This is a genomic window from Weizmannia sp. FSL W8-0401 (assembly GCF_038009125.1).
Taxonomy (GTDB): domain Bacteria; phylum Bacillota; class Bacilli; order Bacillales; family Bacillaceae_C; genus Weizmannia; species Weizmannia coagulans.
The window spans coordinates 570,158-584,426 of sequence record NZ_JBBPAG010000001.1 but is presented as its reverse complement, the minus strand read 5'-3'; the positions used below and the strand labels follow the sequence as shown (position 1 = coordinate 584,426).

The 14,269-nt window shown below is 42.8% G+C and carries 12 protein-coding genes, 1 pseudogene and 1 other annotated feature; of the genes and pseudogenes, 7 read left to right on the top strand and 6 right to left on the bottom strand.

From position 1 onward, the window contains the following. The first annotated feature begins 86 nt into the window (after positions 1-86). The 6 genes from NSU00_RS02710 to NSU00_RS02685 all read left to right on the top strand — a co-directional run bounded on the left by NSU00_RS02710 (position 87) and on the right by NSU00_RS02685 (position 6,787). The gene (locus tag NSU00_RS02710) at positions 87-1,514 is read left to right on the top strand and encodes a GntP family permease (RefSeq protein ID WP_013858412.1); all 1,428 of its coding nucleotides are present in this window, start codon (positions 87-89) and stop codon (positions 1,512-1,514) included. Between the two features lie 24 nt (positions 1,515-1,538). Further along, positions 1,539-2,309 (top strand): 3-hydroxybutyrate dehydrogenase, encoded by a 771-nt coding sequence (locus NSU00_RS02705; RefSeq protein ID WP_013858411.1) that lies wholly within the window; start codon positions 1,539-1,541, stop codon positions 2,307-2,309. Between the two features lie 157 nt (positions 2,310-2,466). Beyond that, positions 2,467-2,730: a binding site (T-box leader), on the top strand. Positions 2,731-2,778: 48 nt separating this feature from the next. Beyond that, a complete protein-coding gene (locus NSU00_RS02700; protein ID WP_013858410.1) occupies positions 2,779-3,633 on the top strand; it encodes an SAM hydrolase/SAM-dependent halogenase family protein in 855 nt (284 codons plus the stop codon). A 13-nt stretch (positions 3,634-3,646) separates the two neighbouring features. Beyond that, positions 3,647-4,201 carry an ECF-type riboflavin transporter substrate-binding protein gene (locus NSU00_RS02695; protein ID WP_013858409.1) on the top strand — a complete coding sequence of 185 codons (555 nt, stop codon included), beginning with the start codon at positions 3,647-3,649 and terminating at the stop codon, positions 4,199-4,201. Positions 4,202-4,221: 20 nt separating this feature from the next. Then, a complete protein-coding gene (locus tag NSU00_RS02690; protein WP_340703376.1) occupies positions 4,222-5,916 on the top strand; it encodes an ABC transporter ATP-binding protein in 1,695 nt (564 codons plus the stop codon). Positions 5,917-5,920: 4 nt separating this feature from the next. Next, a complete protein-coding gene (locus NSU00_RS02685; protein ID WP_340703375.1) occupies positions 5,921-6,787 on the top strand; it encodes an energy-coupling factor transporter transmembrane component T family protein in 867 nt (288 codons plus the stop codon). 344 nt (positions 6,788-7,131) lie between these two features. Here NSU00_RS02685 and NSU00_RS02680 read toward each other — a convergent pair whose 3' ends face one another. Both NSU00_RS02680 and NSU00_RS02675 read right to left on the bottom strand, forming a co-directional pair. Next, a complete protein-coding gene (locus tag NSU00_RS02680; RefSeq protein ID WP_326241341.1) occupies positions 7,132-7,920 on the bottom strand; it encodes a formate/nitrite transporter family protein in 789 nt (262 codons plus the stop codon). A gap of 678 nt (positions 7,921-8,598) precedes the next feature. Further along, complete coding sequence (locus NSU00_RS02675) at positions 8,599-9,126, bottom strand: NYN domain-containing protein (protein ID WP_019722134.1); 528 nt, start codon at positions 9,124-9,126, stop codon at positions 8,599-8,601. A gap of 444 nt (positions 9,127-9,570) precedes the next feature. Between NSU00_RS02675 and NSU00_RS02670 the strand changes: the two genes are divergently transcribed. Further along, complete coding sequence (locus NSU00_RS02670) at positions 9,571-10,881, top strand: transposase family protein (protein ID WP_013858128.1); 1,311 nt, start codon at positions 9,571-9,573, stop codon at positions 10,879-10,881. Positions 10,882-11,297: 416 nt separating this feature from the next. Here the strand turns inward: NSU00_RS02670 and NSU00_RS02665 are convergent. The 4 genes and pseudogenes from NSU00_RS02665 to NSU00_RS02650 all read right to left on the bottom strand — a co-directional run. Next, positions 11,298-11,894, bottom strand: a pseudogene (locus NSU00_RS02665) (IS21 family transposase); the annotation flags it as partial. A 345-nt stretch (positions 11,895-12,239) separates the two neighbouring features. Continuing rightward, on the bottom strand, positions 12,240-12,941 hold the full coding sequence (locus NSU00_RS02660; protein WP_340703374.1) for an ABC transporter ATP-binding protein: 702 nt from the start codon (positions 12,939-12,941) through the stop codon (positions 12,240-12,242). Between the two features lie 212 nt (positions 12,942-13,153). Next, positions 13,154-13,684 (bottom strand): hypothetical protein, encoded by a 531-nt coding sequence (locus NSU00_RS02655; RefSeq protein WP_340703373.1) that lies wholly within the window; start codon positions 13,682-13,684, stop codon positions 13,154-13,156. A 22-nt stretch (positions 13,685-13,706) separates the two neighbouring features. Continuing rightward, complete coding sequence (locus tag NSU00_RS02650; protein WP_340703372.1) at positions 13,707-14,264, bottom strand: M16 family metallopeptidase; 558 nt, start codon at positions 14,262-14,264, stop codon at positions 13,707-13,709. Positions 14,265-14,269: the final 5 nt, after the last annotated feature.

The following is a 14,269-nucleotide window of genomic DNA, read 5'->3' as shown; positions in this document are numbered from 1 at the left end:
TAGGGTGATGGAAGCCAGGTTTGCTGGCAAACCGGATGCGTTCATTAATGTAACCGTTTTCTTAAAATGAAAAATGGGGGATGAAGATGGACTTTTTCGTCATTTTATTATCGCTGGGCCTATTAATATTTGTTGCATACAGGGGATACTCGGTGATCCTGTTTGCCCCTTTGTGCGCGCTGCTCGCAGTACTATTGACGGCGCCGGAGTATGTGCTCCCGTTCTTTTCGAATGTGTTTATGGAAAAGATGGTCAGCTTTATTAAATCTTATTTTGCTGTCTTCCTTTTAGGCGCCATTTTCGGCAAAGTGGTGGAAATGAGCGGGATTGCAGAATCTATTGCCAAAACGATCGTCCAACTCATCGGTGCAAAACGGGCGATGCTTGCCATCGTGCTGCTTGGGGCGATTCTGACGTACAGCGGTGTAAGCCTGTTTGTAGCCGTGTTTGCAATCTACCCGTTTGCCGCCCAAATGTTTCGGGAAGCTGATATACCGAAACGGCTCATTCCCGGGACAATCGCTTTAGGAACATTAACGTTTACAATGGATGCTTTGCCTGGCACACCGCAAATTCAAAACGTGATTCCCACCACTTTCTTTAAAACAGACATTTACGCAGCACCAGTGCTCGGCCTGCTCGGTGGTGCATTCGTGCTTATATGCGGCCTGTTATACTTGGAATACAGGCGGAAAAAAGCAGAAAAATCCGGCGAGGGCTATTACGGTTTTCCTTCAGAAACGGCCGCAGCGCTTGAAGCCGAACAAGAACCCGCGCCTGATCTTTCCGCAAGCCAATCGCTGGCCAGGCAGATTTTTGCTTTCGTCCCGCTCGTTCTTGTCGGCGTCATGAACAAAGTTTTTACCACCTATATCCCGAAATGGTACCCGGACGGATTCAATTTTTCCAAAATCGGCCTTGACGCTTTTGGCACGGTGGACATCAACGCGGTGGCTGCCATTTGGGCGGTGGAAATGGCGCTTGTTATTGGCATTTTGGCAACGGTTGCTTTTGACTGGAAAAGGGTAACGAAAAATTTAAAAGAAGGATTGAATGCAAGTATCGGCGGTTCTCTGCTCGCAACGATGAATACCGGGGCTGAATACGGGTTTGGCGGCGTTATTGCCTCGCTTCCCGGTTTTACAACGATCAGCCACGGCATTTCCCATACGTTTACAAACCCGCTCGTAAACGGCGCGGTAACAACCACCACGCTTGCCGGGGTGACCGGCTCGGCATCGGGCGGCATGGGGATTGCACTGAGCGCGATGGCGGATCAGTACAACAAAGCCATCGCCGCTGCCCACATTCCGCCCGAAGTCATGCACCGTGTTGTTGCCATGGCATCCGGCGGGATGGATACCCTTCCGCATAACGGTGCGGTCATTACGCTGCTTGCCGTTACAGGTTTGACGCACAAGCAGTCTTACCGTGATATTTTTGCCGTCACCATCATTAAAACCGTTTCTGTTTTCTTTGCCATTGCACTTTACACTATATTTGGCATCATTTAATCCGATACGGGGGAGGACAAAGGGATGGAAAAATGCCTGGAAGGAAAAACCGCGCTCGTGACAGGAGCAGGAAGCGGCATCGGCCTTGCCATTGCACGCGCTTTTAAAACAGAAGGCGCCAATGTCGTGATTTCCGATAAAAACACAGAAGCAAGCCAGAAAGCAGCCAATGAATTGGGCGCTGTCTCCGCACCATGTGATGTCACGATCGAAAAGGACTTGAAGCAAGTGATCGAAACAACGGCCGGCACATTCGGCCGTCTTGATATCCTCGTCAACAACGCCGGGCTCCAGTACGTCTCGCCGATTGAAGCCTTTCCGACAGAGAAGTTTGAACTGCTGATCAAAGTCATGCTGACAGCCCCTTTTATGGCCATCAAGCATGCTTTTCCTATCATGAAAAAACAGGGCGGCGGCGCGATTTTAAACATGGCATCTGTTAACGGCCTGATCGGGTTTGCCGGCAAAGCCGCCTACAACAGCGCCAAACACGGGGTAATTGGGTTGACGAAAGTAGCCGCTTTGGAAGGGGCGGAGCATGGCATTCGTGTTAACGCCATTTGCCCGGGCTATGCCGACACGCCGCTTGTCCGCAACCAGCTGAAAGACCTGGCAGAAACGCGGAAAGTGCCATTTGAAAAAGTGCTTGAGGAAGTGATTTATCCTCTTGTCCCGCAAAAACGGCTGCTTACTGTAACGGAAATTGCTGATTACGCCGTCTTTTTGGCCAGCCATAAAGCAAAAGGCATCACCGGCCAGGCAGCCGTGCTTGACGGAGGGTATACGGCGCAATAACCGGCGGAGCAGCGAAACCGTGCCGTTTTCATCTGCAACAAACCGGAAACGGCACGGCCCGGAGTTGGAAGACGGCATTTGATGAAAAAGGCAGGAAATTTAAAATCTTCTCTTGAAATTTCAAATGATTAATCCTATAATGAATTCAAAGTTCATTCCAAAAACGAGGAAAAGGAAAAGTACGGTCCACGAATTTTCACAGAGAGCTTCGGTTGCTGAAAAGAAGCAAAAGGACGGATCGGAAAAATGGCCTTGGAGTTCCGTGCTGAAAGCTTAGCTGCAAGTAGGTTCCGGCGGGAAGAGCGCCCGTTAAAGCGCCGCAGTATAAGGAGATTGCAGGCTCCCGTACTGGCTAAGGCTGTTTATGTGAGTAAACAGTGAATGAAGGTGGTACCGCGTGAATTCAAACCACGCCCTTATCGTGTAGGGGCGTGGTTTTTTATTTTTCAAAATTCAAGGAGGAACTGACATGACAAAACCATTGGTACTTCAAACAGATTTCGGATTATGCGACGGCGCCGTAGCCGCGATGAACGGGGTGGCAATCTCGGTTGACCCGGCGCTCCGAATCTTTAACCTGACCCATGAAATTCCGCCATATCATATTTGGGAAGCTTCTTACCGGCTGTACCAGACCATTTCCTACTGGCCTGCGGATACCGTGTTTGTGAGCGTGGTCGACCCCGGTGTCGGATCCGACCGGCGCAGTATTGCCGCCAAAACGGCAAACGGCCAGTACATCATCACACCGGATAACGGCACCCTGACCCACATTAAAGACACCATTGTGGCCGCCAGAGAAATTGATGAAACCGCCAACCGGCTCCCGCATTCAGAAGAATCGTATACGTTTCACGGCCGGGATGTGTACGCCTACACCGGCGCGAAACTGGCTGCCGGGGTGATCCGTTTTGAAGAAATCGGGCCGGAAATCCCGGCTGGCTCCATTATTGAACTGCCGAGAAAAGCACCGGAGCTTCAGGATGGCGTGATTACAGGCACGATCGACACGCTGGATGTCCGCTTCGGCAATTTATGGACCAATATCGATTCTTCCTTGTTCAGACAATTGGACGTCAACTACGGCGATTCGTTCGAAGTCACGATTTTTAACGAATCCCGCCAGCACTACAAAAACATTATGACATTCGGCCATTCTTTTGCCGACAGCCATATTGGCGAACCGCTTTTATACATCAATTCCCTGTACAAACTCGGCATCGCCATCAACCAGGGCTCTTTCGCAAAAGCCTACCATATCGATACCGGCATCAAATGGAACATTACCATCCGGAAAGCGCCGAAAATTGTCTATCAAAAATAGGGGGAATCACGACATGCAATCAAACAGAAGATCGATCGTCACAATTGTTGCAATTGGGATTGGCGCTGCCATTTTCATTATTTTGGGCAGGTTTGTTTCCATCCCGACCGGCATCCCGAATACAACCATTGAAACGTCTTATGCTTTTCTTGCCCTTATGTCGATTGTATACGGCCCGGTTGCAGGCGCCCTGATCGGCCTGATCGGGCACGCGTTGAAGGATGCCATTTCCTACGGATCTATCTGGTGGAGCTGGGTGATCGTTTCCACCCTTGTCGGCTTCTTATTCGGCCTTGTTTCGAAAAAAATAGACATCGATTCCGGCATTCTAAACGGCAAAAAGATTTTTCTGTTTAATATCGTACAGGTCATTGCCCAGGCAATCGGATGGTTTCTTGTTGCCCCTTTGCTCGACATCCTCATCTACGCGGAACCTGCCAACAAAGTATTTTTGCAAGGCATTGTCGCGGGCGTGTCCAACATGGTGACTGTCGGCATCATCGGAACATTGCTGATTGGTGCTTACGCGAAAACGAGAAGCAAAAGCGGCAGTCTCCGAAAAGAATAAGAGAACAACGGGAGGAAAAGATGAAAAAACCTGTCATTGAATTCCGGAATTATACGTTTCAATACAGAAGCCAGGCCACCCCTACCCTGCATGATATCAATTTGACAATTTATGAAGGGGAAAGTGTGCTGATTCTCGGACAGTCCGGGTCGGGGAAAAGCACACTCGGTCATTGCATCAACGGCCTCATTCCTTTTTCCTACAAAGGTGAGGTGTCTGGTAGTTTAAAGATAAACGGAAAAGAAACAAAAGATATGGATATTTTCTCCATATCCAAATCAGTCGGGACGGTGCTGCAGGATCCGGACGGGCAGTTCATCGGCTTAACCGTCGGCGAGGATATCGCTTTTGCTCTGGAAAATGAAGGCCTTCCGCTCCGTGACATGCATGATGCTGTTGATGAAGCAGCACGGACAGTCGGCATTAGAAACAAACTTGCCGCACGTGTCCATGAATTATCAGGCGGCCAAAAGCAAAAAGTGTCTCTTGCCGGTGTAATGGTGAACAATACAGGGATTCTTTTGTTTGACGAACCGCTTGCAAATCTCGACCCGGCAACCGGAAAGCAAGCCATGGAGCTTATTTCGGACATCCGGAAAAAAACAAATGTGACCGTCTTGATCATTGAACACCGGCTTGAGGATGTGCTGGCTGAAAAAATAGACCGGGTCATTGTCATAGATGACGGCAAAATCATCAGCGACTGCACGCCGGATGAACTGCTTTCTTCTTCCGTGCTGGAAACGTGCCATGTCCGGGAGCCGCTTTATGTCAAAGCTGCAAAATATGCCGGCTGCCGCATCACACCAGAGATGCAGCCGGCACACCTGGATACTTTTCAACTCGGCCGGTGCAGAGATGCCCTTTTAAACTGGTATAAACATGCTAAAAAGCCGGTTGCCCGCATTGAAACAGAACCGGTGCTTGAAATCCGTCAGTTGTCTTTTTCGTATAAACCCGGGCAGCCTGTGCTCAAAAACCTTTCTTTTACCATCCAAAAAGGGGAAATGGTAAGCATTGTTGGAAAAAATGGCGCAGGAAAATCAACGTTGTCACGTCTGATCTGCGGCTTTGAACAACCTTCTTCCGGAAAAATTTTTTACAAAGAGAAAGACATTACAAACGACACCATTAAAGAACGGTCGCTTCGGATTGGCATGGTCATGCAAAATCCAAACCAGATGATCTCAAAACATATGATTTTCGATGAAATTGCGCTCGGCCTGGCCAACCGTGGGATTGCACCGGAAGAGATCAAAAGCCGTACAGAAAATGCCATGCGGCTTTGCGGACTTTACTCTTTCCGGAATTGGCCGGTATCCGCGCTTAGTTTCGGCCAGAAAAAACGGGTAACGATTGCTTCTATTCTCGTGCTGGAGCCGGACATTCTGATTCTCGATGAGCCGACTGCCGGCCAGGATTATATGCATTACCATGAAATCATGGAGTTTTTGGCGGAATTGAATAAAAAAGGTATCACGATTCTCTTCATCACCCATGACATGCACCTCATGCTGGAGTATACGCCGCGCGCCATTGTGCTTGCAGACGGAGAAAAAATTGCCGACGGTCCGGCTGCCGGAATTTTAGGCCATTCTGATATGATCCGGCGCGCCAACTTAAAAGAGACATCCCTCTATACGCTTGCAAGCCGGCTGCATCTGAACCCGGAGCGTTTCACGGAACGCTTTATCACGTACGAAAGGGGGCTATAGCCAAATGACAACCGAAATGCTGTCTTATATTGAGCGGAAATCCCCCGTCCATGAACTGGCCGGCGCGACAAAGCTGATCTGCTTTTTGACGTGGTCTTTTGCGGCTATGCTTACTTACGATACGCGTGTGCTCCTTTTTCTTTTTCTTTTGAGCCTTGTTATTTTTAAAATTTCACGCATCAAGATCCGGGAAATATTATTTATTTTGCTTTTTATCCTTGCTTTTCTGCTTTTGAACAACATTGCGATTTATATCTTTTCGCCGCAACAGGGCGTGAGAATTTACGGGACAAGCCATGTGCTGTTCTCGATTGCCGGTCGGTACAATATCACGTGGGAACAGCTTTTTTACCAGTTTAACGTCACACTCAAATATTTCACGGTCATTCCAGCCGCACTTCTGTTTATCGTAACAACAAATCCAAGCGAGTTTGCCGCATCGCTCAATAAAATCGGGATCAGCTACCGGATTTCATTTGCGGTTGCCCTGGCGCTCCGCTATATTCCCGATATTCAGCGGGACTTTCATAATATCGCCCTTTCCCAGCAGGCAAGGGGCTTAGATATGTCACGCAAAGAAAAACTGCCGAAACGGATAAAAAATGCCGCCTCCATCCTGATTCCGCTCATCTTGTCGAGCCTTGAAAAAATTGAAACCATCAGCAATGCCATGGAACTGCGCGGCTTTGGAAAAAATAAAAAACGCACCTGGTACAGTGCGCGCCCTTTTCAGTTAAAAGACTATGCAACAATGGCCGCCTTTTTGGTTATCCTGGTTGTTTCACTGCTGATCACCTTTCACAATGACAGCCGCTTTTATAACCCGTTTCTTGGGCTTGCTTCGGCGGTTTATCTTGATGAAGGCTTGTAAAAAGAGATTTGGATTTTCTTTCCATTAAAAATTTTCGGGAACAGGTTGTTTTTCGTACGGAAGTTTATAGAATGATGAAAAATTTAAGAAAAATGGGGAGCGACAGCAAATGGGCGTTAGCCCGGGAAGCTCTGTGGATGCCCGTTTTGATACGCGGGGCTTGGTAAATGGTCTTTATCCGGTTCATTCACCAAGTTCCGCATCTAGTTTGCCATAAAGCAGAAACAGGCGGAGTACAAGTTTTTGCTGCTTTTTCTATCAAATCTTTGCATTTTACGTTTTAATGACCCAAAGCGGCCCTATTTTTAATGAAAGGCTTCCCATTTTGTGAGAAGCCCTCCGTCTCAAAGTGCAGTGTCTGTCTTTTGAACTCCTTCTTTTTTATATGCGATAAAGTAGAGCATGCTGACAAACACAACTGCGCCTGCCGCATTTCCGAGGAAAACCGCGATGATATTTTTCAAAAATAACATCCATGAAAGATGCCCCGCAAAAATAGCGGCCGGAATAATGAACATATTGGCAACGACGTGCTGGAACCCGATCAGCACAAAAGCCATGATCGGAAACCAGATGCCGAGGATTTTGCCTGCAAACGTTTTGGCGCCGTAGCAAAGCCAGACCGCCATGCTGACAAGCCAGTTACAACCGATCCCGGAGACAAATGCCTGCCAAAAAGGCGCGCTCGTCTTCATTTCTGCCGTGTGGACGGTTTTCGCCAAAAAATCCCCTTCTGTCAAGCCGATAAAATGCCCGAAAAAGTAGGCAACAAATAGCGCACCAATCAGGTTAAAAATGGTGATCCACAACCAGTTCCAAATAAGCTGCAGGATGTTAATCTTTTTGTCAAAGCAGGCCATGCTGACGGCCATCATATTGCCGGTGACAAGCTCGCCGCCGCCAACCAAAATCAAGATCAGGCCGGTCGGGAACACTGCGGCACCCATAAATGTGTCAAAACTGCCCCAGCTCCCCGGCATCGTGCCGGTCACCCGGATATACGCCAAATAACCGATGGCAATAAAAGCCCCGCCCAAAAAGCCGAGCACCACCATCGACAAAAACGAGCTGTTCGCTTTCGCTATTCCTTTTTCAATCGCTACGTCCGCAATTTCTTTCGGACTTAAGTCCATCTTACCCACCTCTCGTTTCTTATAGGATAGAGAATACAGACATTCCTGCTGCCTCTCACCCGCACCAGGATCAGCGCAAATTTTCAAAATAGATCATTCTAAATGAGGCTTTATTTAAGTGCCAGCGTGTTTCTTCCCGCTCCAGCCGTATTTTTTCTCGGGCGGGTATTATATCTTTTAGTGTGTATAAGCAAAATTTTTTATCCCGTTTTCTTTGCATGATATTTTTTGAAACTTCCACGATGGAAAAATTTCTAATTTATAATATATATAAACTTTCCATGAAGTCGAATGCACTTTGGCGTTTCTGGACATTTGGCAAAATACCTTTCCCCGCTTCGGCGCATGCTTAAACAGACAAGCAGGGAATTTTATATTTCTTTTTAAAAAGATTCAGTCAGTATGGATATTTAAAGCTGCGCCCTAAGGAAGCCATTCATCTTATGGCGGAAGCCGCGCGTATTTTTGTCTAAATCATAAAAGCTATTCCCACACTGATTGCATGGCAGACAGTTTTTTCATTCCTTCAACCGGGAATAAAAATGTCGAAAGAAAATGGGTATGAACCCGTGTTGTCCGTTCATACTCATGATTAGAAGGCTGTACAGATTCGAACTATACAGCCAAGCGCATCATTGGCTGCCTTGAGGCTCGGACTCCGGGCAGCTTTCTTTTTCATTAACGCATGCACTGATTAAAGTCTTCTTTTTTTAAAGTGATATACTCATCACAAAGATCCTTCATATAACCTGCTTTTTGTTGGTCGACTACGCCGGCAACAACATTTTTCCCCAAACTTCTGGCCATTTTAATGGCTGCTTCGTAATCCGTATCGGCACTGAATAATATTGCCTCATCATAACCGTTATGAAAAGCAAGTGAGACCAGATCTACCGCTATATTTACATCTGTTCCTTTTTCTGTAAAAATGGGATTGCCCGACGCGTCCGTTCCGACAACACTTAAATAGCCCAGTTTCGCTATACATTTTGGAATCTTTTTATTTAAATGGTCAATAAATGATTTCGTTGCTGCTGCTTTTGCTTTATCCAAATTTCCGACTGCCGTGTAATAATAAATGCGCTGAAGCATCCCATCTCTCCGGGCAGCCACGTATTCTGCCAACTTTAAATAGTCCACCCTCTGCTGGGATCCGTACAAGGCAGTAAGAGCAGCTTCAAAATTATTGCCATCGATAAATACCATCACTCTCTTCACATTTGGTTTCCCCCTTTGACATACTAAAGGCGCCAGCTTCGATGCTGACGCCTTTTCTGATTCTCTTGTACTTAGCTCCGATTGCTAAGCACCTCACAACACTGAAAGACACCGCCTCCGACTGACGGTCTTATTATATCCCTTTTTGGTTAAGTTCCCGAGCTTCTTAACCTTTTCGAGGTAAATATATCACCATCCTGGGGAAGCTGTCAACAGCAAAATATTCTTCCATATAGCTCTGAGGAGTAAAAATTTTTCGTGATAATTTAACTATTCCCCCCAAAAATGCGGCTAAATATGTAATAATTTAAATAATTAGAGCTTGCTGGACGAATATTTTGGCATGGCTTAGTGACAAGTCGAATACAAGCTAAAATTTGATTCGTTCAGCAAGCCCTAATTAAACTTGGCTGTTTTGAGGGGGTTTTTATTTTGGTTACTAGAAAAGAAAAAAGAAATCGTGAAAAAGAAGCAAATTATTTTTTCGAGTTCCTTAAAATTCAGAAGCATTTTTTCAAAGACCTGATGAATAACCTAAAAAAGGTAGCAGACCACCGACATCAAAGCTATATCACTTATGGTCCAGAGGTCCTTTTATTTACGATGATGTTGAAAAATATGACCGGCCTAAAATCCATGAGAAACATGAGTGAGAGTTTTAATAAAGAAGAATGTATTAAAAATGTAGGGAAGGTGTTAGGCTTAGATTCTCTTGAAGAACTTCCACATTATGATACAATTAACGACTTTTTATCTGGCTTAGATGTAAATGAATTAGAAAAAATTAGAACGTATATGATTAAAGAATTATTGAAAAAAAGGTCTCTCGAGTCTTATCGAATTGAAGGAAAGTACTGGGGTGTCATCATTGATGGAACTGGATTACACACCTTTCATGAGAAACATTGTAAACACTGCCTGAGACGGGCATATACAAATAAAGAAACAGGAGAAACGAACGTACTTTATATGCACCATGTACTTGAAGCCAAGCTTGTCGTGGGGGATATGGTCTTCAGTATTGCCTCCGAATTTATCGAAAATGAATCAGAAAATGTTTCTAAGCAAGATTGTGAATTAAAAGCCTTCGACAGGCTGGCAAAGAAAATAAAAAAAATATTTAAAAGACTACCGATTTGTATCTTGGGAGATAGTCTCTATGCATGTGAAACGGTATTTAATCTGTGCAGGGCGCACAAATGGAAATATATATGCAGATTTAAGGAAGGGAGAATTAAAAGTATCTCGACGGAGTTTAAGGCAATAAAAGAGCTGGAACAAAGTAAGGATCAGAATTCATTAGTTTGGGTGAATGATATTGCCTACAAAGACAGAACGGTCAATCTGATGGAGGCCACAATGAAAACAGAGGATGGGAAATCGAAAGAGTATGTATTTATAACGGATATTAAAATCACGAAAAAGAACGTGGAACGACTCATCGCTGCAGGAAGAAGCCGCTGGAAGATTGAAAATCAAGGATTTAACGAACAAAAAAATAATCGTTACAATATAGAACATGCCAATAGCCAAAACTACACAGCCATGAAAAATCATTATTTATTAGTTCAAATAACAGATATTATTAGACAGCTGTTTGAAAAAGGTTCGTCAATCTTAAAAGCACTCAAAAAAACGGCAAAAGAAAAATCCTCAAATCTGTTGGAATCGTTTCGGACACGCATTTTAACAGACGAGGATTTCACCCATTTAAGTAAGCCAATACAAGTAAGGTTTACTTAATGGTTATATTATAGCAAAGGATGTGATGTAAAAAAAGGTTTTTTTGAAGTTATCCACAATTTTAAAAAAGAAATTTGCAAATTCGGCTCTTTTTGACTTTGAAAGCAGAAAAAATAGATGGAAAAATTTTCTAAATGTGGATAAGTCATTTTATCATAAAACATCTAAAAATTGATGAATTTACTCTTCAGAACTGATATTTTATTATTATGAATTGCAAATATATCTAATGTGTGCCTAGCACCGTTAGAAGGGTACGTCTTTTTTAGGTATGGGAAATTCATATAAATACATTTTGTTGATTTAAGCAGTTTATTTAATGAATGAAATAAATGAACTTCATTCCTTTTCTCTGTATATCCTGTAAGAGCATTGAATATTGTTTCATGGCGAACAGTGCCTGGCACTGTTCGCCAATTGTCGATGCGCAGTTTTCTCGGGACGCCTCCGGCTTGGCGAAACAGCTGAGTGAGCCCGTAAAGAAAACATTCGCTGTTTTCCGCCGGCAATGGATACGCATACGCGGCGTTGCTGTACGGAAAGCTCAAAATCAGAATTGATCGGTCTTCCTCTTTTCCTTCCTTCGTCACAACGGACATGGTGCCGAAATCCACCTGCGTTTCCCCCGGAGGGTGTTCCAGCCTCTCGTAACGCCGTTCCTTCTCCAGCTTAAGCTGAGGTCTTCGTTTTTGAACGTAGGCGCAAACCGTTCGATAAGACCCTTTAAAGCCATGTTCCTGCTTTAATTGTTCGTACATCTTCTTGCTTGTCCGCTGTTGTTTTCTTGGCAGTTTGGCGTCCTCCTCCAGCCAGTCATCAATGATTTGACCGTATCCTTCTTCCTCCATCATTCCCCGTTTTCTCTTTATTTTTTGTCTGACCGAAATGTCTCCATCCGCATATTTCTTGACTGTTCTCCAGTTAAATCCCGTCCTGCGGACAATTTCGGAAAGCGATAACCCTTTCTTTTCACGCAAATGTTTGATATGATGAATTTCAGGCATTGCTAGCATCCTTTCTTTACCTCCACTGTTTTGTTCTTCACAACCTTAACAGTAGAGGGAATTTTAGGAGCTGGCAAGCCTTTTTTTATGCCATGAAGCTCTGCACTTTTTTGTTGCAGAACTCTGTACTTTCATTTTGCACTAAACAACTAATTTCATATCATCTAGCCACAAGTGCTTTATTCACAACTTCTAATGCTTATTTCACCACTTGTAGTTAATAAAATTCATGGGAATGTTTTCTCCGTTTCATATATCAAAAGCCCCCCCTTCATTGATCACTACGATTATAAAAAACAACAACCTTATCGAGTGTCTAAATTCATTAGAGGGCTAATGAAAGGATGGTGAAATTTATCCCTGTTCGATCATTCTTGCGAATGCCTCATCAGGGTTAATTGTGTTAAATAATTTTAACCAGTCTTGAAAATCGCCTTCATAAAGGACCTTACCTTTGTGTAGCAAAATTAAATGCGAGTCAATATAAGATAAGTCTTGAAGTTGATGTGTAGAGATTATGCAGATACGCTGATTTTCAATTAATTTCTTAAATTTATTCATAATTTTTAATCTTGATGAAGGGTCAACACCACTTGTCGGTTCATCAAAGATATATAATTTTCTCTCAATACTACCGAGAAGGGCTATGAAAAGCCACTTTCTTTCACCAACAGACATCTTACCAATTTTCATAGACCACAGGTGTGCCATTAATTCTCTTTCCCTACTATCCAAAAAGTCCAAGTAGTCATCAATTTGGTTACTTCCTTTTTTTCCAGATAATCTAGCTACAAACTTTGCAAAGTCTTTTCCTTTAATTTCGGGTGAGAAAAATATATTTTGAGTTAGATAAAGCATTTCCTTTTTATCAGGTAGTGATATTTCGCCTGTTTCCGGAGTTAAGTTCCCAGTTAAACAATCAAATAAAGTTGTTTTTCCAGCACCATTAAGTCCAACGATAACATTAAGCTTTTTAGTATTTAACGTGAAAGTAACACCATTCAACACATAATCTTTTGCTTTTTTATACTTATATTTCAAGTTAAAAACATGCAATTAATTTTCCCCCTAACGAGATGTTAACGATAAAAGATTAAATCGTTTAATAATAAAAAGTCCAACTACAAGGTATAGAAGAATCGATAAAAGTAACAGATAAAAATTATACGTATAATCTATGCCCATTAGCAGATTAATGACTATTTCCGTAATTTCATGAATGATATAATACGGATTTACATAGTTTAATAGATTACTACTTCTGCTATTTAATGAGAGAAAAAAAGAGGATAAACTAATATATTCATAATTGTAGATAAATTATTAAACTTAATTGGAATAGCGGCGATTGAGACACTTGCAATAGCTAACGGGAAACTCACTAGTAATACTATTAAAGAAGATAATAACAAATTAAAAGAAAAGGCTCTGTAATAAATGGAAACTATACTTGTAAATAGAAGCAAACTAATTGCCCCGAAACTAATTTGTGTTAAAAGGATCGCAGTTAGAAAAGTATATCTATTGCCTGTAATCATTACATAAGTCTTTAATAAACCATATTCTCTAATTCTAGCTATTTGAAGTCCTATACCGTTTATGTAAGTTGATATAATAATGAATACCCAAAAAAAGGAAATATACTGAACTATTTCTTTTTCGTCTGTAGCATCGTTTAAAAAACCTCTTTGAAATACAAGAGCTATTACTACTGGAAAGATAACAGACCAAATAAGAGCTATTTTCTCTGCTAGTAACATCTTTAAGTACAGAAGATAAAATGCTAGTACTTGACGCATAGTATTTCTCCTCACTTTTCATTTAGTAGTCCGTAATAAGAAAAAGGTTGCTCAAAGAATTTTTTAAAAAATCACAAAAATGTTCATAAGTAATTTCCTTTAGATTTTCCATCGTTTTATTCAAGTTGTTATAGTCAACTATGCTTCGGTTGTTATTTATCCCCAGTAGCTCATTTCTCCCGAGTTCCAGCATGATATCATGAGGATTCTCAGTTTTGAACAATATCTGTGATTTTATAATAGAGTGAACTCTGTCAAAATCTTTCTTATCTAATCCTCTATTCTTTAATCTTTCTATAACTTCTCCAAAAATACTTATTATTCTGTCTATGTTACTAGCAGAGTTAGATGTTGTACTGATTATTAATGCCCCTCCCTCGTTATAAGTATGCAAGTAGGCATTGAGATTATAGATAAGTCCCATTTCATCACGTAGTATCCTGTTTAATAATGAAGTACTTCCATATCCAAGAATACAAGTTAAAAAACTTAAATAAACTGTGTCGATTTCATGATAACTATATCCAGGCAACGCAAAAGAAATATAATTCCCTAAATTAGGGCTTGCTGAACAAATCAAATTTG